Source organism: Kineococcus lubricus (assembly GCF_050871965.1).
GTDB lineage: Bacteria > Actinomycetota > Actinomycetes > Actinomycetales > Kineococcaceae > Kineococcus.
The window spans coordinates 151,249-168,226 of record NZ_JBJLSK010000005.1; the positions used below are offsets into that span (position 1 = coordinate 151,249).

A 16,978-nucleotide genomic window follows, 5' to 3' on the forward strand; every position below is an offset into this window, starting at 1 on the left:
GTTCAGCGGCGGCCGGTGGGGCCGTGGCGGCGCATGCGCACCACGGCCAGCATCGCCTCGCCGATGATCTCCTTCGACATCTTCGACGTCCCGTGGGCCCGCTCGGTGAACAGGATCGGGACCTCGCGCACCGTCGCGCCCCGCTGCAGCGCCGCCAGCGTCGTCTGGATCTGGAACGCGTACCCGGCGGCCGTCAGCTCCGACAGGTCGATGCGCCGCAGCAGGTCCGCGCGCCACGCCTTGAAACCGCCCGTCAGGTCGGCCACCGGCGCCCGCAGCAGCACCCGCGCGTAGACGTTCGCGCCGCGCGACAACGCCTTCCGGTACCACGGCCACGCGTCGTCGAGGGCGCCGCCGGGCACGTACCGCGCGCCCAGGACGAGGTCCGCGCCGTCCGCGAGCTCGGCGAGCATCCGCTCCAGCGCCTCCACGGGGTGCGACCCGTCGGCGTCCATCTGCACGACCACGTCGTGGTCGCCGGTCGCCAGCGCGTGCGCGAAACCGGCCCGGTAGGCGGCCCCCAGGCCGTCCTTCACGGTCCGCGTCAGCAGCCGCACCCGCCCCTGCGGGTACCGCGCCGCGACCTGCTCCACCAGCGCGCCCGTCCCGTCGGGGGAGGAGTCGTCGACGACCAGGACGTCCGGGGCGACGGGGGAGGCCAGGACCCGGTCGAGCATCCCCGTGATGTTGTCGGCCTCGTCGTACGTGGGCAGGACGACGACGCAGCGCAGGGCTTCGGCCAACGGGAACTCGCTCGGTGATCGGGGACGAGGGTCGCCCGACGCTACACCGACCGGTACCGCGCGCGGCGCTGAGTCCGGCGCCGCCGCGGGGTCGGGAGGACGTGGAGACCCTCGCCGCGGCCCGCCGCGCCCTCGCCGCCGACCTCGCCGACCTCACCCCGCAGCAGTGGGCGACGCCCTCGCTGTGCGGCGGGTGGACCGTCGAGCAGACCCTCGCCCACCTCACCGCCGCCGCCGTCACGACGCTCCCGCGCTGGCTGCTCGGCGTGGCCGCCGCCGGGGGGCGCCCCGCCGTGCACGACCAGCGCCGCCTCACCGAGCAGCTCGGCCCCGACCCCGCCGGCACGCTCGCCCGGTTCGCCGCGGTCGACCCCGCCCGCACCGGCCCCTCGAAGCACACCGCCGCCTGGCTCGGGGAGGTCCTCGTCCACGGGCAGGACGTCCGGCGGCCCCTGGGGCTGCCGGGCACGCCGCCCGTCGCGGCCTGGACGACCGTCGCGGGGTTCTACGCCGCGCGCGACTTCGCGGTGCCCAGCCGCACCGTCGCGCGCGGTCTGCGGCTGGAGGCCGTCGACGGCCCGTTCGCGACCGGCGCGGGGCCGCTGGTGCGCGGCCGCACCGAGGCCCTGGTCATGGTGCTGGCCGGGCGCCGGGCCCACCTGGAGGAGGTCGACGGGGAGGGGATCGCCGTCCTGGCCGGACGGATCCGAGCCGGTGCGGGTCCGTATGCTGTTCCGGCCGGGAGGGCTGGCCGAGTGGTTGAAGGCGGCGGTCTTGAAAACCGCTAGGGAGGTACCCACTCCTTCCTCATGGGTTCGAATCCCATGCCCTCCGCCCCCGCCCCGCGCGGTGCCCGACGCCCCGCGGTGGGCTTGAATCCACGGGTGAGCGGTGACACGGACGACGACATGGCGGTCTTCCGCGGGCTGGTCGCGCGCGACGCCTCGACGTGGCAGGCCGTGCTGCGGGCCGAGTCCGACCGCGGCCGGATGAGCCGCCAGTTCGAGGAGGCCGCGCAGGAGCACGACGACTGGCACGACCTCATGCACCTGGCCGCCATCGGCCCCGACGGCCGGGTCTGGGAGTCGCTGGCCGCCCACCGCGAGGAGGTGCTGGCGGCGCTGTTCGAGCGCAAGGCCGTCGAGGGCGACCACGTCGCCGCCGCCCGGTACGCCGACTGGGACGGCGAGGAGCCGTCCGACTAGCCGACCGCCCACCGCCGATCACGCCGTCGCCCGGGCCCGGCACCGCCCGTCGCGTACCCTGACCGCGGCGAGGGTGAGGCACCCCGCACCCCCCGCCCCCTCCACCGGCGGGCGACGGAACGACCAGGGAGCAGGACGATGAGCGCGGTCGTGGGCCCCGAGATGACCCCCCAGCGCCGGGCGACGGCGCTGCGGGCGTTCCACACGCTGCCCCGCGAGGACCGGCAGGACGCCGTGGCCCTGGCCCGGCAGGGCCGCCGGCACCCCGACGAGCGGGTCGCGGCCGTCGCCTGGTGGTACGCCGCGGCCGTGCTGCAACCGCGCTGGTACAACCGGCTGCCGCTCGCGGTGCCCGTCGTCGTCGTCCTCGCGCTGCTCGCGGCGTCGTTCGCGCTGAACTCCTGGCCCCTGGGCCTCCTCGCCCTCGTCGTGCTGCTCGTGACGGCCGCCCTCGTGCGGCAGCGGCTGCTCACCGCGCCGCTGCTGGGCCTCATGCGGCCGCCGTCGGCGGGCGACGTCCCGCAGGAGTGAGCCCCGGCCACCGGCTGTGCCGGACGGGTGACTCCGTCGGGCCGAAGGGTGGACGACGGTCCAGGCCGGCCCCGGCGGCGACGATCCAGGGAACGTGCGGACCGGGTCGAGCAGTGGACGGGGCGCGCTGAGCGCCGCGGGCCGGCTCGGCGCGGACTCCGCCGTCCTCGCGCTCGCCGTCCTCGCCCTCGTCCTCACCCAGGCCGTCCTGGGGCGGGGGACCACGCCCGCGCTCCTGGTCGTCGGGCTCGCCGAGGCCGCTGCCGGCTTCACGGCCGCCGCCGCGCTGGCCCGGACGGGGTGGCGCACCGTGCCGGCCGGGTGGCCGCGCCGCAGCTGGCTGCTGCTGGCGGCGGCCTGCGGCTGCTGGGGCCTGGGGCAGGTCGTCTACGCCGTGCAGGACGTCCTGGACCTCGACGCCAGCGCCACCAGCCTGGCCGACGGCCCCTTCTTCGCGTACTCGCTGCTGTCCGTGGCCTCGGTGTTCGTGCACCTGTGGCACCGCGGCCGCACCCACCTGGGCGTCGGGGCGGTCCTCGACGGCCTGCTGCTCGGCACGTCGCTGCTGACCGTCGTGTGGGTCGTCTCGCTCGGTCACGCCGTCCGGTTGTCCGACGCCCCGCCGTCGCAGCTCGTGTTCCCCCTGCTCTACCCGTTCATGGACGTCGTGTTCCTCACCGGCGCCATCGTGCAGGTGGTGCGCTTCGGGGTCACCGGCGTCGGGGTCCTGTGCGTCGTGGCGTCCTGCGCGATGTCGGTGGCCGACGCCGTGTACTTCCACGGCGTCCTGGCCGTCGACGGGTTCCAGACCGGTGGGTTCGCGGACTTCGGGTGGGTCGTCGGGTTCGGCGTGTTCGCCGTGGCCGCCCGCCACCGCCGCCTCACCACGCGCCCGCAGCGCGTGCCGTCGTCGGGGTCGTGGGGCTGGCTGGTGCCGTACGTCGCGATGCTGCCCGCCACGGCGCTCGGCGCCGTGCGGCTGTGGGACACGACCGACCGGCTCGTGCTCGTCGCGCTGCTGCTCATGGCGGTCCTCGTCATGGGCCGGCAGTTCCTCGCCCTCGACGCCCACCGCCGGCTGCTCGCGACGGCCGAGCGGCAGCGCCGGCTGCTCGACGCCGTCGCGCACGTCGACCCGCTGACCGGGCTGGAGAACCGCCGCCGCTTCGCCGACCGGATCGCCGACGCCGTCCGCCGCGGCCTGGAGACCGGGGACCCCGTGGTCGTCGCCTTCGTCGACCTCGACGGCTTCAAGGCCGTCAACGACACCCTCGGGCACGCCGCGGGCGACGACCTGCTGCGCGGGGTCGCCGCCCGCCTGCGCACCTGCGTGCGGGTGGCCGACTGCGCGGCCCGCTGGGGCGGCGACGAGTTCGCGGTGCTCGTCACCGACCCCCGGGCGAGCGCCGACGGCGTCGTCGGCCGGCTGCGGGACGCCTTCGCCGAGCCGTTCGCGCTGGCCGGCGCGCCGCTGCGCGCCTCGGCCAGCGTCGGCGCCGTGCGGGAGGACCCCCGGCGGCTGCGGGCCGCGCTGCCGCCCGGCGGCGACCCCGTCCCCGGGATCGTCGAGGCGCTGCTCGCCGCCGCCGACGCCCGGATGTACGTCGTCAAGCGCGCCCGCCGCGGCGCCGCGGACGCCCCGCACCCCTCCGCGGTCGAGGACTGACCCGGGAAAGGGGTGGACGGGGGGAGGGCGGCGGAGCGCACCCTCGACGACGTGGAACCGTCCGCCCTCGCCACCCGCCTCGTGACCGTCCCCGGGATCGTCGCCGTCGCCCTCGGCGGCAGCCGCGCCCGCGGCGAGCACTCCCCGGACTCCGACGTCGACCTCGGCCTCTACTACCGGCCGCCGCTGGACGTCGCCGCGCTGCAGGCGCTCGCCGACGAGCTCTCGGAGGTCCCCGCGACGGTGACCGCCCCCGGCGGGTGGGGGCCGTGGGTCGACGGCGGGACGTGGACGCGGATCGGCGGGACGGCCGTGGACTGGATCTACCGCGACCTCGACCGGGTGCGCCGCAGCTGCGACGACGCGCGCGCCGGGCGGTTCGAGTGGCACGTCCAGCCCGGGCACCCGCTGGGTTTCCCGGGGACGACGTACGCCGGGGAACTCGCCCACGCCGTCGTGCTGGCCGACCCCACCGGCGAACTGGGCCGGACCCGGCCGGCGGGGTTCCCGCCGGCGCTGCGGGCCGCCGTCGTGGAGCGGCTGTGGGAGGCGGGGTTCCTGCTGGGCGGGGCGGCGAAGGCCGCGCCGCGCGGGGACAGCGCCTACGTCGCCGGCTGCCTGTTCCGCGCCCTGCTGCTGTGCGTGCACGCCCTGCACGCCGACGCGGGCCGCTGGGTGCTCAACGAGAAGGGCGCGGTGGCGGCCACGGCCCGGTTGCCGCGGGCACCGGAGGGGTTCGCCGACCGGTGCCGGGCCGTGTTCTCCGCCACGGGGTCGACCCCGGACGAGCTGCGGGAGTCCCTGGCCCGCGCCCGGGAACTGCTCGAGGAGACGCGGGCCGCGCTGTCAGACGACGGTCCGCAGGGCCAGCGGTAGGCAGCGCACCGTCACCGACGAGCCCGCGTCGACCTGGAACACCTCCCCGTCGAGCTGCAGCGGCATCGGGGTGTGCGTGCGGAACTCGTACGGTTCGGTCCGCGACCGGACCTCGTGCGCACCGCGCAGGACGCGGGCGAACTCGGCCAGCAGCCGCAGCTTCCCGCGGTGCGGGATGAGCAGCGTCTCGTAGCGGCCGTCGTCGGGGGCGGAGTCGTCGGCGAGCTGGGCGTACTTCGCCATCCGGTCGATGTTCGCGAACACCAGGCTGTCGAGGCGGATGTCGTGGCCGTCGTGGGTGATGGTCAGCGGCCGGTACCGCCAGAACGCGCGGACCACCAGCAGCGACTCCTTCACCGCGTCGAGGTCGTGCTCGTTCAGCGCCGCCGCCGCCACGGGCGTGATGCCGACGCCGGCGTAGGAGTGGGCGACGCGGGTGCGCCCGGCCCCGGAGACCTCCAGCAGGTCCATGGGCGTCACCCGGCCCCCGCCGACGACGTCGCGGATCGCCTCGGCCAGCGGGCGGTCCTGCGTCGCGGTCGCGTGGTCGTTGGCGTTGCCCGACGGCAGGACGGCCGCGAGCCCGCGGCCGCCGGTGACGACGCCGTTGACGACCTCGTGGTAGCCGCCGTCGCCGCTGGCGGACACGACGAGCGTCCCGTCCTGCTCGCGGACGGCGTCGCGGGCGATCTCCTCGGCGTGCCCGGCGCGCTGGGTCTCGACGAGCTCCACGTCGACCACCCCCTGGAGGTCGTCGCGCAGCTGCCGCGCGTTCGACGGCCCGTCCCCGGTGCTGTTCGGGTTGAGGACGACGACGACGCGACGGATGGTTTCACTCACGTCGTCACCGTAGGGGTCGTGGCGTACCCGTGCTGCTTGTCGACGACGTGCAGCAGCCCCTCGCCGGTGGTGAAGCGCCGCACCTGCTCGCGCAGCAGGTCCTCCAGGCGCTGCGTGAAGCCCTCGGCGTCCCCGGCCAGGTGCGGGGAGACGAGCGCGCCGGGGGTGTCCCACCACGGGCTGTCCACGGGCAGCGGTTCGCGCTCCCACACGTCCAGGGCGACCCCGGCGAGGTGGCCCCCGGTGAGCGCGCGCCGCAGGGCGTCCTCGTCGACGACGGGGCCGCGGCCGACGTTGACGACGATCGTGCCGGGGCGCATCGCGGCCACGACGTCCGCGCCGACCAGCCCGCGGGTCGCGGCGGACAGGGGGGCGGTGACGACCACGACGTCGTGGTCGCCGACGACCGCGGCCAGGTCCTGCGGGCCGTGCAGCGCGCCGAAGGGCGCGGTCGCGGGCCGCGCCGTGCGGACGACGCCGTCGACGCGGGTGCCCAGCGCGGAGAACACCCGTGCGACCCGGGTGCCGATGGACCCGGCGCCGACGACGAGGACGCGGCGACCGGCGAGGCTGCGGGTGACGCGGTGCTGCCAGCGGTGCCGGTCCTGCAGGCGGACGGTGGTGGGCAGGTCCTTGAGGAACCCCAGGACGCAGGCCAGGACGTACTCGGCGATGTCGTCGTCGAGGACCCCGCGGCTGCAGGTGAGGGTGCTGGGGTGGGCGGCCAGGGCGGGGAACAGCAGCCGGTCCGGTCCGGCGCTGGAGGTGTGGACCCAGCGCAGGCGCCGGGGCGCGGCCGCGGCCCAGGCGTCCGGGAGGCCGTCGTGCACGCCGTCCCACACGACGAGCCCGTCGGCTCCGGCGAGCGCCGCGGGCAGCCCGGGGTCGGTGGGGCCGACGACCCGGACGGTCGCCAGGTCGCGCAGCGGGGCCGGGTCGGGGGAGCTCCCGACGGGGACGATCACGATCTCGGTCACGTCCCCATCCTCCCCACCCCGGCGATCAAGGACACCCGCGCGGCGATCAAGGACACCCGCGCGGCGATCAAGGACACCCGCGCGGCGATCGAGGACACCCGCGTGGCGATCGAGGACACCCGCGCGGCGCCGCGGTCCGCACACCCGGTGGACGACGCCCCCTCCTCCACAGGCGCGGCGCCACGCACCCGCGACCCCGCGGGAGCGGCGATCGTCTGCGCCGTGCACGCCGTACCGAAGAACGCCCGCCTGCGCCACCACCTCGCCGACCTCGGCGTCGACGAGGCCCACCGCCGCACCCTCCTGGCGCCCGCCCTGCCTCCCGGTTCCGCCTACTGCCGGCGGACCGCCGCCCGTCTGCACGGGTTCGACGTCCGCATGCCGTTCGAGCGGGAGGCGCGTTTCCCGCTGGAGGTGGCGATCCCCTTCGGCACCGAACCGGTGTCGCGCGCCGGGGTCGCCCCGCACGTGTGCGAGCTGGGCCGCGACGTCACCGCCGTCGAGGGGGTTCCGGTGACCGATCTGAACCGCACCCTGCTCGACGTGGCGCGTTTCGCCAGTCGTCCGGTGGCCCTGGCCACGATGGACCAGGCTGCGGCGCGCTCGGTCCTGGACCGTGAGGAACTGCTGCGCCGGTTGCGCAGGTTGCGCGGGCACCGGTTCGTCGCGCAGGCGCGGGCGCTGGTGGAACTGGCCGACGAGGGGGCGGAATCGCTGCAGGAGTCGTTCTGCCGGTTGCGGATCGTCGACGCGGGGTTCGAGCCGCCGCAGACGCAGATCAGGGTGTGGCGGCCGGGTGGGGCCGAACCGTTCCGGCTGGACATGGGGTGGCCGGAACTGGGGAAGGCCGTCGAGTACGACGGGGTCGAGGAGCACGAGAACCCCGTCGCCCGGGGGCGTGACGGGTGGCGGCGCGCCTACCTGCGCCGGGCCGGCTGGGAGGTGCTGGTGGTGGGCAAGGGGGAGGTGCTGGGGACGGCGCAGCACTTCGAGCGGGCCCTCGGCGACTTCCTCGGGCGGCCGTGGAACGGCCGCCCGAGGAGGTGGTAGTCCTTGATCGCCACCCGGGTTTCCTTGATCGCGGAGGGTCAGAGGGTGGAGGTGTCGATCACGAAGCGGTACCGCACGTCGGAGGCGAGGACGCGCTCGTAGGCCTCGTTCACCTGGTCGGCGGCGATGACCTCCACGTCGGACCCGATGCCGTGCTCGGCGCAGAAGTCGAGCATCTCCTGGGTCTGGCGGATCCCGCCGATGTTCGAGCCGGCGAAGCTCTTGTTGCCCATGACGACGGAGAACATCCGCAGGGACAGCGGCTTCTCGGGGAGCCCGACGTTCACCATGGCGCCGTGCACGTCGAGCAGCGACAGGTAGGCGTCGAAGTCGAGCATGGCGCTGACGGTGTTGATGATGAGGTCGAACCGCCCGCGCAGCGCCTTGAACGTCTCCGGGTCGGACGTCGCGTGGTAGTGGTCGGCGCCCAGGCGCAGCCCGTCCTCCTGCTTCTTCAGGGACTGCGACAGCACGGTCACCTCGGCCCCCAGGGCGTGGGCGATCTTGACGGCCATGTGACCCAACCCGCCGAGGCCGACGACGGCGACCTTCTTGCCCGGGCCGGCGCCCCACTGCTTCAGCGGGGAGTAGGTGGTGATGCCCGCGCACAGCAGCGGCGCGGCGACGTCGAGGCCGATGCCCTCGGGGATGCCGCACACGAAACGCTCGGTGACGACGATCGCCTGCGAGTACCCGCCGTGGGTGGGCTCGCCGTCCTTGCCGACGCTGTTGTACGTCCCGACGTTGCCCTCCAGGCAGAACTGCTCGTCACCGGCGAGGCAGTTCTTGCACTCCCCGCAGGAGTCGACCATGCAGCCGACGCCCACGCGGTCGCCGACGGAGAACTTCGTGACCTCCGAGCCGACCTCGGCGACGATCCCGGCGATCTCGTGGCCGACGACGACGGGGTAGGTGGCCGGACCCCACTCGCTGCGCGCGGTGTGGATGTCGGAGTGGCAGATGCCGGCGAACTTGATGTCGATCCTGACGTCCTTGGGGCCGACGTCGCGGCGCTGGAGCTCGAAGGGCGTCAGCGGCTCGGTCGCGGACGTGGCGGCGTAGGCCTTGACGGTGGTGGGCACGACTTCTCCTGGGGGGAGGTGACGGACTGGTGGGACGCTTCGTCGCGCCGGGGGGAACGCTATCCCGGCCTCCCCGAGATCGCAGCACCGGTGGTTGCACCTTCTACCAGACGCGCCCCGGCCGCCGCAGCAGCACCATGGGGGGGTGTGCACCGTGACTGCAGCAGCCGGTCTGGACCTGCCCGCCGACCTCAGCGCCGCCCGGCGGGCCCGGGAGTTCGTGCGGTCGCGGATCTGCCCCGACCACGGCGGGGACGTGCTGGAGCGGGCGCTGCTGGCGGTCTCGGAGCTCATCGTCAACGCCGTCGAGCACGGCCGCCCGCCGGTGCACGCGCACGTGGCCTGCCGGTGCGGGGTGCTGCGGCTGGAGGTCAGCGACGGCAGCCCGGAGGCACCCCGGCACAACGTGGCCGACAGCGCGGCGGAGTCCGGCCGGGGGGTCGCGCTGGTCGCGGCGGTCTCCTCGGACTGGGGGGTGCGCGCGAGCGGGCGCGGCAAGACGGTCTGGTGCGAACTGACGGCGTGACCGGGGCCGCGTGCCCCCGGTCGCCGGGGGCGGCGGGTCAGGGCAGGAGCGGGTCGAGGTCGCCGGGGAGGCGTTCGGGTCCGGCTCCGGGCGGGCGCGGGCGGTCCGCGGGCAGCACCCGCAGCACCAGCAGCGCGACGTCGTCCTCGCGCCCGTCGGCCAGCCGCTCGACCAGGGCCTCGCACAGCGCGTCGGGGGTGCTGCCGACGAGGTCGGCGGCGTGCCGGCGCAACCGCTCCAGCCCGACGTCGAGGTCCTCACCGCGCCGTTCGACGAGGCCGTCGGTGTAGAAGAGGACGGTGTCGCCGGCCTCGAGGCCGGCGGTGTGGTCGTGGCGGTCGAAGCCGGTGTTCAGCCCGAGCATCACGTCGTGCTCGCGGTCGAGCAGCTCGGCGCGCCCGTCGGCGTGCAGCAGCAGCGGCGGCAGGTGCCCCGCGCTGGACCAGCGCAGCACCCGCGGCCCGGCCGTGCCGGGCGGGCCCGGCTCGACCGTGGCGAGCACGGCCGTCCCCAGGGTGCCGACGGCGAGGTCGTGCACGGCCCGGTCCAGGGCGCGCAGGATCCGCGCGGGGGAGTCCCCGACGGCGTGGGCGACGCCGCGCAGGACGTTGCGGACCTGCGCCATCGCGACGGCCGCGCCGCGGTCGTGGCCGGTGACGTCGCCGACGACCAGGCAGGTGCTGCCGTCGCGCAGGACGAACCCGTCGTACCAGTCGCCGCCGATCTGGGCGCCGTCGGTGGCGGCGACGTAGCGGGCGACCAGGTGCAGGTGGTCGGGTTCGGGCAGGTCGGCGAGCAGGCTGAGCTGGAGCTCCTCGGCGAGCCCGCGCTGCTCGGCGTACAGGCGCCCGTTGTCCAGGCCCAGCCCGATCTGCCGGGTCAGCTCCGCCAGCTCGGTGACGTCGTCGTCGGTGAACGCGGGCCGCTGCGCGCCGCGGACGAGGGTCAGCAGCCCGCGGGTGCGGCCGCGGCCGCGCAGGGGCAGGACGAGGGTGGAGGCGGGGGCGAGCCCGGTGAGGAGGTCGTGGGCGCGGCCGGGGGCGAGCTGGCCCCGCGGGTCCGGCGGCCGGGTGTGCGTCAGGCGCGTGACGGTGCCCTCGAACAGGGCGGTGCGGGCGGCGGAGTGCTCGGTCCAGGCGCCGGCGCGGACGGCGCGGTACTCCTCGAGGAGGCCGGCGAGGCCGGGGTCGCGGTGGGCGGCGCCGACGTCGCGCAGCCGGCCGCGCCAGTCGCCCTGGCCCTCGTCGAGGACGGAGGCGATGACCCAGTCCCCGTGGCGGGGGACCAGGCTGCGGGCGGCCTCGACGAGGGCGGTCTCGGCGTCGGCGGTCTCGGTGAACGCCGACGCGACCCGCGCGAGGGTCTCGGCCCGTTCCCGGTTCCGCTCCGAGAGCCGTTGCGCGGCGACGCGTTCGGTGATGTCGAGCAGGTACACGCCGAGGCCGTCGGGCAGCGGGACGACGCGGTTCTCGTACGACCCGTGCAGGGGGGTGGGGAAGTGCGTGTCGAAGGCGGCTTCCTCCCCGGTGCGGGCCACGTGCCGCAGCCGCCGTTCGGTCTCGGTCCCGACGAGCGCCGGGAACAGGTCCCACACGGTCCGGCCGAGCAGGTCGGCGCGGGGGTGCCCGAGGATCCGCTCGGCCTCGGAGTTGACGTGGGTGTACCGCCAGGCGTGGTCCAGGGTGAGGTAGCCGACGGCCATGGTGTCCAGGACGGCGCCGAGGCGGGCCTCGCCCTCGTGCACGGCGGTGAGGTCGGTGACGGCCCCGATCAGGCGGGCCACCGAGCCGTCCGGGCCGGTCAGGGGCTTGCCGCGGGAGACGACCCAGCGCGTGGCGGAGTCCGGGCGCAGGACGCGGAACTCCGCCTCGAACGTCCGCGCCTCGCGCACGCACAGGTCGACGGCCTCGGAGACGTGGGCGAGGTCGTCGGGGTGGACGGCGGAGAAGAAGCTGTCCACGGTGCCGCCGAAGGTGGCGGCGGTGAGGCCGAACAGGTCCAGCAGGACGTCGTCCCAGACGAGGGAGCCGTCGGCGAGGTTCCAGTCCCAGGTGCCGATCCCGGCCGCGCGGGCGGCGCCCTCCAGGGCCGCGGCGCGCTGCGCCCCGCGGTACTCCTCGGTGAGGGCGGCGACCTCGAGGTGCCCGGTGGCGACGTGGGCGAGCTCGGCGAGGACGTCGGTGTCGTGCGGCGTCCAGGCGCGCGCGTCGTGCTGGTGGACGCACAGCGACCCGACGACGGTGCCGTCGTCGGCGACCAGGGGGACGCCGAGGTAGGAGCCGAGGACGCCGGTGCGGACGACGGCGAGGTCGCGGACCCGCCCGTCGTGGACGGCGTCGGGGACGGTGAGGGGGGTGCTGCCGCGCACTACGAGGTCGCACAGCGACGCGGCGCGCTCCGTGGTGGTGCCGACGCGGGCGGTGGCCTCCCCGGCGGCGACGACGGTGTGCCGGACGTCGGTGACGAGGGCGACCTCGGCGGAGGTGGTGCGCAGCAGGCGGCCGGCGACGTCGGTGACGACGCCGAGGGCTTCGCGGGGCGCCGAGCGCAGGAGGCGTCGCGTCGCGGCCACCCGCACCTCTTCGCGCGTGCGCTCGATCACCCTGAACCTCCGCCGGGGAAGGGGACAGGTGCTGCGGGCACCTCGATCCACTATGACCCACCACGGAGAGTCACGACACGAAGTTACTGACTCCGCGTCATTTCTTGCTCACGCTCCGGCGTCGTCCGCTTCGACGCGCACCGCCACGACGGCGACGTCGTCGTCGCTGCCGTCGGGCAGCATCCGTCCCAGCAGCTCGTCGCAGAGCGACTCGACGTCCCGGCCGGCCAGCGAGGCCACGACGTCGCGCAGCTCCCCGAGGCGGACGTCCATGGGGCGGTCGCGCCGCTCCACGAGGCCGTCGGTGTACAGCAGCAGCGTCGCGCCCGGCTCCAGGGTCCTCTCCTGCTGCACGCGCCGCTGCCCGGCCCCCAGGCCCAGCACGATGCCGTCCCCGTCGAGCAGCCGCGCCGTCCCGTCGGGGTCGGCGACCACCGGCGGCAGGTGACCGGCCGTGCACCAGCGGATGCGGCGCGCGCCCGAGCCGGCTTCGAACTGCAGGACGACGGCGGTCGCCAGCGTCGTCAGCCCCAGGCCCTCCAGCAGCCCGTCGAGGCGGCGGACCACCTCGGCCGGCTGCGCCGACCGGTCGTAGGCCAGCGCGCGCACCAGGGTCCGCACCTGCCCCATCGCGGCGGCGGCCGACACGTCGTGACCCATGACGTCGCCGATGACGACGACGGTCGACCCGTCGGACTGGGTGAAGGCGTCGTACCAGTCCCCGCCGACCTGCGCCGCCTCCGCGGCCGGCAGGTAGCGGGTCGCCACGGACAGGCCGGGGGACTTCGTCGGAGGGGTGAGCAGGCTGCGCTGCAACGTCTCCGACGACGTGCGCTGCTGGGCGTACAGGCGCGCGTTCTCCAGCGCGACCCCCGCGCGGGCGCCGAGGTCGGCGGCGGTGGCGAGGTCGTCCTCGGTGAACGGCGGCCGGTCGGGACCGGACAGCAGCGTCAGCGAACCCGTCACCGCGCCGCGGGCCCGCAACGGCACCACCACGGCGCTGCCCAGCCCCAGCCGCCGCATGACGTCGGCGATCTCCCGGGTGGTGGTGCCCCGCTCGACCTCGTCGTCCCCGACCCGGACCAGGGTGGGCCCGAGCTCGCCGCGCAGCACCCGCATGGAGACGGAGCCCTCGCTCAGCCCGCTGTGCAGCCGCTGGAACCGCTCGGCGTCGGCGGCCCGCTCGGGACGGGCGTGGGTGGCGCGGATGTGCCGGGTCCGGCCCGTCGCGTCGAGCATCGTCGCGAAGGCCCACTCGGCGAAGTCGGGGACCACCAGCGAGGGCAGCAGGTCCTGCGCCGCGACGGGGTCCAGGACCTCGGACAGCCGGTCGGTCACCGACGACAGGAACTCCAGGCGGCGCTTGGCGTCGCGGGCCACCCCGAGCGCGGCGTCGCGCTCGCGCTCGGCCTGCACGCGCAGCGTCACGTCGGACTGGACCCCGACGAAGTGCGTGACGCGGCCCGTCGCGTCGTGCACGGGGGAGATGACGACCTCGTTCCAGAAGGCCGTGCCGTCCTTGCGGTAGTTCAGCAGGAGCTCGGTGATCGTCTCCCCGGCCGCGAGGGCCTCGCGGATGCGCTGCACCGCGGCCGGGTCGGTGCCCGGGCCCTGGAGGAAGCGGCAGTTGCGGCCCAGGACGGCCTTGCCGTAGCCGGTGACCTTCTCGAACGCCGGGTTGACCCACACCAGCGGGTTGTCGGGCTGGTTGGGGTCGGAGATCGTGAACGACAGGTCGCTGGCGACGACGGCGCGCGAGTGCAGCCGCTCGGCGGAGTCCTGCGCGTCCCGGACCAGGTCCTCCTCGCGCAGCGGCATCAGGGCCACCAGCGCGAGCCCGGACAGCTCGTCGACGGGGGCGTCGGACAGCGGCAGGCCCACGACCCACAGGGCCTCGCGGACCCCGGACATGTCCGAGGAGCGGGCGGCGGTGACGCGCTCGCCGTGGACCGGTTCGCCGCGCGCGATGCGCGACAGCGGGGAGGAGTCGTTGCGGGGGTCGTTGATGTCGTCGCCGGACTCGCTCTCCAGCCCGGCGTGCCGCGACCACTCGTCGACGGGGCACGGCAGGCTGGTCCCGGGCGCCAGCTGCTCGGCCAGCGGGTTGGCGAACAGGACCGTGCCGTCCTCCACCCGCACCAGCAGGACCGCGCCGGGCTGGCCGTGCAGCACCTCGGGCAGGTCCGAGAGGGCGCCTCCGGCGACCGCGGCGTTCGTCCCGTCCATCGCAACGACTTTAACGGCGGGGTCGGACACCCGCGAGCCGCGGGCCCCGCGTGAGGACCGCAGTACGCTGCGTGACCAGCGGCGTCGGGTCCGGGGGGATCCCCGACAGGTGACCGTCGCCGACACCGCCGAGGTGCACACTGTTCACGTGATCGCCTCGCACGACGAGTGGCTCGACGGCCTCGACGGCACCCTCCGCGCCGAAGCCCTGCACTGCCTCATGACCGGCACGTACTCGCGGGCCCTGCTGGAGTCGCTGCGCCGTGACGGCCCGGTCATCTCCCGGCGCGAACGCGGCCTCGACGACCCCGAGAAGGCCCACGCCGGGGACCCGCTCGGGGCGAACCTCCAGACCTTCCTGCGCGAACGCCTCGTCCTGCAGGCCCCCGAGCCCGTCAGGCGCTGACGGCGCCGATCAGCCCCGCGACCTCCCCGGCCGGCACCGGCCGGGAGAACAGGTAGCCCTGCGCGCCGTCGCAGCCCAGGGCCCGCAGCAGCGCCACCTGGTCGGTGCGCTCGACGCCCTCGGCCACCACCCGCAGCCCGAAGGCGTGCGCGGCGTGCACCACCAGGCCGACCAGCGCCTCGTCCTGCGGCCGCGTCGAGGCCAGGAAGCTGCGGTCGATCTTGAGGGTGTCCAGCGGCAGCGACCGGAACTGCTCGATGGAGGTGTACCCGGTGCCGTAGTCGTCCAGGCTCAGGCCCACCCCCAGGGCCTTCAGCTCCCGCAGGTTCGGCAGGACGCGGGCGGTGTCCAGGACGACGGTCTCGGTGACCTCCACGACCAGGGCCCCCGCCGGCAGCCCGGCCGCCTCCAGCGCCGCGGCGACGTCGTCGACGACCCCCGGCTGCACCAGGTGCCGGCCCGAGAGGTTCACCGCGACCCGCACGTCCCCGGTGACGGTCCCCTCGGCGCGCCACCGCGCGAGCCGGCCCGTCGCCTCGGCCAGCACCCAGCGGCCGATGCGGCAGATCAGGTCGCTGCGCTCGGCGACGGGGATGAACAGGTCGGGCCGGACGGTCCCGTGGCCGGGGCGGTGCCAGCGGATCAGCGCCTCGAAGCTCGTGATCCGGCCGCTGTCGAGGTCCAGCACAGGCTGGTAGTGCAGCTCGAACTGCCCGGCGGTCACCGCGACGGCCAGGGCGGCCTCCAGGTCGGCCTGCTCGTCGAGCTCGGCCCGCAGCGCGTCGTCGAAGAACCACGTCCGGCCCTCCCCGGACGCCTTGGCCCGCCCCGTCGCGGTGACGGCCTCGTGCAGCAGCTCCGTCGGCCCCACCTCCCGGCCCGGGCGCTGCACGGCGACGCCGACGCCGCAGGTCAAGGTCAGCTCCGCGCCGGGCAGCGCCACCGTCAGCCGGGTGAGGCGCTCGGCCAGCTCCGCCAGGCCCGCCTCGTCCGGGACGTCCTCGACGACCACGACGAACTCGTCGCCGCCCAGCCGGCCCACGCGGTCGCCGGGGCCCACGGCCCGGACCAGCTCCTGCGCCAGCGCCCGCAGCGCCCCGTCGCCCGCCCCGTCGCCGAAGGTGTCGTTGACGCGGCTCAGGTGGTCCACGTCGAGGACGAGGAGCCCCACGGCGCGGCGGGTGCGCGCGGCGCGCGCCTGGGCCTGCCGCAGCAGCCGCAGGGCCGTCGCCCGGTTCGGCAGCAGCGTCAGCGGGTCGTGCGCGGCGTGGTGGTCGGCCTCGGCGCGCAGCCGCTCGGAGTCCCGCGCGGCCCGCTCGGCGGCCACGACGGCCCCGCGCACCCGCGCCACCCCCAGCACGACGACCACGGTGGCGGTCAGCGTGGTCTCCCACAGGTGCACCCCGGTCACGCCCGCCGTCTGCAGGGCCAGGGCGACCGGGACGGCGAGCATCGCGGCGCCCAGGACCCCCAGGCGCCGCCAGCTGGCCGGGGCGGCGACGTCCTCCGGGTCGGCCGCGCGCACCATCGACGGGTGCAGGGCGGCGGCCCCGTAGAGCAGGTACGACGCGAGCCAGCAGGCGGTGCTGGCGCTGCCTGCGAGCCCGTCGCCGTCGCCGAGGAGGATGAACGCGACGTCGGCGACCGGCACCGTCAGCGCCCCCAGCCCCAGCAGCCGGGTCGCGCCGTTGAACGCCCCCGCCACCGCGCCCAGCCGGACGAGCAGACCCAGCAGGACCAGGTCGAAGACCGGGTACGCCAGGTCGATCGCCCGCAGCCCCCACGACCGCCCGGCGTCCAGGACGACGGGCTCGCCGAGGAAGATCCAGACGGGCAGGGCGAGGGCGGCGACGACGATGCCGACCTCGACGCGGCCGGTGGCGTCGACCGGCCGCCGCCCCGTGAGGGTGAGGATCCCCGCGCACAGCAGCGGGAACGCGCCCACGAAGAAGGCGTCGGCGGCCGACGGGTACGGCTCGACGTCCCGCACCAGCTCCAGCCAGAAGTAGACGGCCTCACCGGCGGCGCTGGAGAGCTGACCGGCCGCCAGCAGCACCCACGGCAGCCGGCGCGCCGGCCGGTGGTGCCGCGACCCCGCGAGGATCGCCGCGCCCGAACCCCCCGCGACCAGGAGGTACAGCAGGGCGCGGAGGGGACCGGTGGGCAGGACGACGACGACCGCGGCGACCGCGGCGCCGACGACCAGGTACCCCTTCCACCACCCGCGCACGTCCGGAGTGTGGTGCAC

At 75.8% G+C, this 16,978-nt stretch carries 15 protein-coding genes and 1 tRNA gene; 9 read left to right on the plus strand and 7 right to left on the minus strand.

Features of this window, described 5'->3' with window-relative positions:
* Positions 1 to 2: 2 nt before the first annotated feature.
* Entirely contained in the window at positions 3 to 743 is a 741-nt protein-coding gene (locus ACRYRX_RS05545; RefSeq protein ID WP_432510829.1) for a polyprenol monophosphomannose synthase, read from the minus strand.
* A 101-nt stretch (positions 744 to 844) separates the two neighbouring features.
* Here ACRYRX_RS05545 and ACRYRX_RS05550 point away from each other — a divergent pair, with 101 nt between their 5' ends.
* From ACRYRX_RS05550 to ACRYRX_RS05575, 6 genes are all read left to right on the plus strand, one after another.
* A complete protein-coding gene (locus ACRYRX_RS05550; RefSeq protein ID WP_432510874.1) occupies positions 845 to 1,531 on the plus strand; it encodes a maleylpyruvate isomerase family mycothiol-dependent enzyme in 687 nt (228 codons plus the stop codon).
* Positions 1,485 to 1,577, plus strand: a tRNA-Ser gene (locus tag ACRYRX_RS05555). The genes ACRYRX_RS05550 and ACRYRX_RS05555 overlap by 47 nt, the downstream gene beginning before the upstream one ends.
* A gap of 50 nt (positions 1,578 to 1,627) precedes the next feature.
* Positions 1,628 to 1,948 carry a hypothetical protein gene (locus ACRYRX_RS05560; RefSeq protein ID WP_432510830.1) on the plus strand — a complete coding sequence of 107 codons (321 nt, stop codon included), beginning with the start codon at positions 1,628 to 1,630 and terminating at the stop codon, positions 1,946 to 1,948.
* A gap of 138 nt (positions 1,949 to 2,086) precedes the next feature.
* Positions 2,087 to 2,479 carry a hypothetical protein gene (locus tag ACRYRX_RS05565; protein ID WP_432510831.1) on the plus strand — a complete coding sequence of 131 codons (393 nt, stop codon included), beginning with the start codon at positions 2,087 to 2,089 and terminating at the stop codon, positions 2,477 to 2,479.
* A 94-nt stretch (positions 2,480 to 2,573) separates the two neighbouring features.
* On the plus strand, positions 2,574 to 4,145 hold the full coding sequence (locus tag ACRYRX_RS05570; RefSeq protein ID WP_432510832.1) for a GGDEF domain-containing protein: 1,572 nt from the start codon (positions 2,574 to 2,576) through the stop codon (positions 4,143 to 4,145).
* A gap of 51 nt (positions 4,146 to 4,196) precedes the next feature.
* Positions 4,197 to 5,021, plus strand: a complete 825-nt coding sequence (locus ACRYRX_RS05575) for a nucleotidyltransferase family protein (RefSeq protein WP_432510833.1) — start codon at positions 4,197 to 4,199, stop codon at positions 5,019 to 5,021.
* On the opposite strand, the gene ACRYRX_RS05580 is transcribed toward ACRYRX_RS05575, so the two are convergent.
* Positions 4,992 to 5,861, minus strand: coding sequence for a diacylglycerol/lipid kinase family protein (locus ACRYRX_RS05580; RefSeq protein ID WP_432510834.1), 870 nt, complete (start codon positions 5,859 to 5,861; stop codon positions 4,992 to 4,994). The genes ACRYRX_RS05575 and ACRYRX_RS05580 overlap by 30 nt on opposite strands.
* On the minus strand, positions 5,858 to 6,838 hold the full coding sequence (locus ACRYRX_RS05585; RefSeq protein ID WP_432510835.1) for a D-2-hydroxyacid dehydrogenase: 981 nt from the start codon (positions 6,836 to 6,838) through the stop codon (positions 5,858 to 5,860). Before ACRYRX_RS05585 ends, ACRYRX_RS05580 begins: the two co-directional genes overlap by 4 nt.
* A 222-nt stretch (positions 6,839 to 7,060) precedes the next feature.
* Between ACRYRX_RS05585 and ACRYRX_RS05590 the strand changes: the two genes are divergently transcribed.
* Entirely contained in the window at positions 7,061 to 7,888 is an 828-nt protein-coding gene (locus ACRYRX_RS05590; protein ID WP_432510836.1) for a hypothetical protein, read from the plus strand.
* 38 nt (positions 7,889 to 7,926) lie between these two features.
* Here the strand turns inward: ACRYRX_RS05590 and ACRYRX_RS05595 are convergent, their stop codons facing one another.
* The gene (locus ACRYRX_RS05595; RefSeq protein ID WP_432510837.1) at positions 7,927 to 8,970 is read right to left on the minus strand and encodes an NAD(P)-dependent alcohol dehydrogenase; all 1,044 of its coding nucleotides are present in this window, start codon (positions 8,968 to 8,970) and stop codon (positions 7,927 to 7,929) included.
* 154 nt (positions 8,971 to 9,124) lie between these two features.
* Here ACRYRX_RS05595 and ACRYRX_RS05600 point away from each other — a divergent pair, with 154 nt between their 5' ends.
* Positions 9,125 to 9,496: an ATP-binding protein gene (locus ACRYRX_RS05600; protein WP_432510838.1), complete on the plus strand. Its 372-nt coding sequence runs from the start codon at positions 9,125 to 9,127 to the stop codon at positions 9,494 to 9,496.
* Positions 9,497 to 9,533: 37 nt separating this feature from the next.
* Here ACRYRX_RS05600 and ACRYRX_RS05605 read toward each other — a convergent pair whose 3' ends face one another.
* Both ACRYRX_RS05605 and ACRYRX_RS05610 read right to left on the minus strand, forming a co-directional pair.
* Positions 9,534 to 12,098 (minus strand): SpoIIE family protein phosphatase, encoded by a 2,565-nt coding sequence (locus tag ACRYRX_RS05605; RefSeq protein ID WP_432510839.1) that lies wholly within the window; start codon positions 12,096 to 12,098, stop codon positions 9,534 to 9,536.
* 108 nt (positions 12,099 to 12,206) lie between these two features.
* On the minus strand, positions 12,207 to 14,324 hold the full coding sequence (locus tag ACRYRX_RS05610; protein WP_432510840.1) for a SpoIIE family protein phosphatase: 2,118 nt from the start codon (positions 14,322 to 14,324) through the stop codon (positions 12,207 to 12,209).
* A 148-nt stretch (positions 14,325 to 14,472) separates the two neighbouring features.
* Here ACRYRX_RS05610 and ACRYRX_RS05615 point away from each other — a divergent pair, with 148 nt between their 5' ends.
* Positions 14,473 to 14,730: a hypothetical protein gene (locus ACRYRX_RS05615; RefSeq protein WP_432510842.1), complete on the plus strand. Its 258-nt coding sequence runs from the start codon at positions 14,473 to 14,475 to the stop codon at positions 14,728 to 14,730.
* Here the strand turns inward: ACRYRX_RS05615 and ACRYRX_RS05620 are convergent.
* A complete protein-coding gene (locus tag ACRYRX_RS05620) occupies positions 14,720 to 16,978 on the minus strand; it encodes a putative bifunctional diguanylate cyclase/phosphodiesterase (protein WP_432510843.1) in 2,259 nt (752 codons plus the stop codon). The two genes, ACRYRX_RS05615 and ACRYRX_RS05620, sit on opposite strands and share 11 nt — an antisense overlap.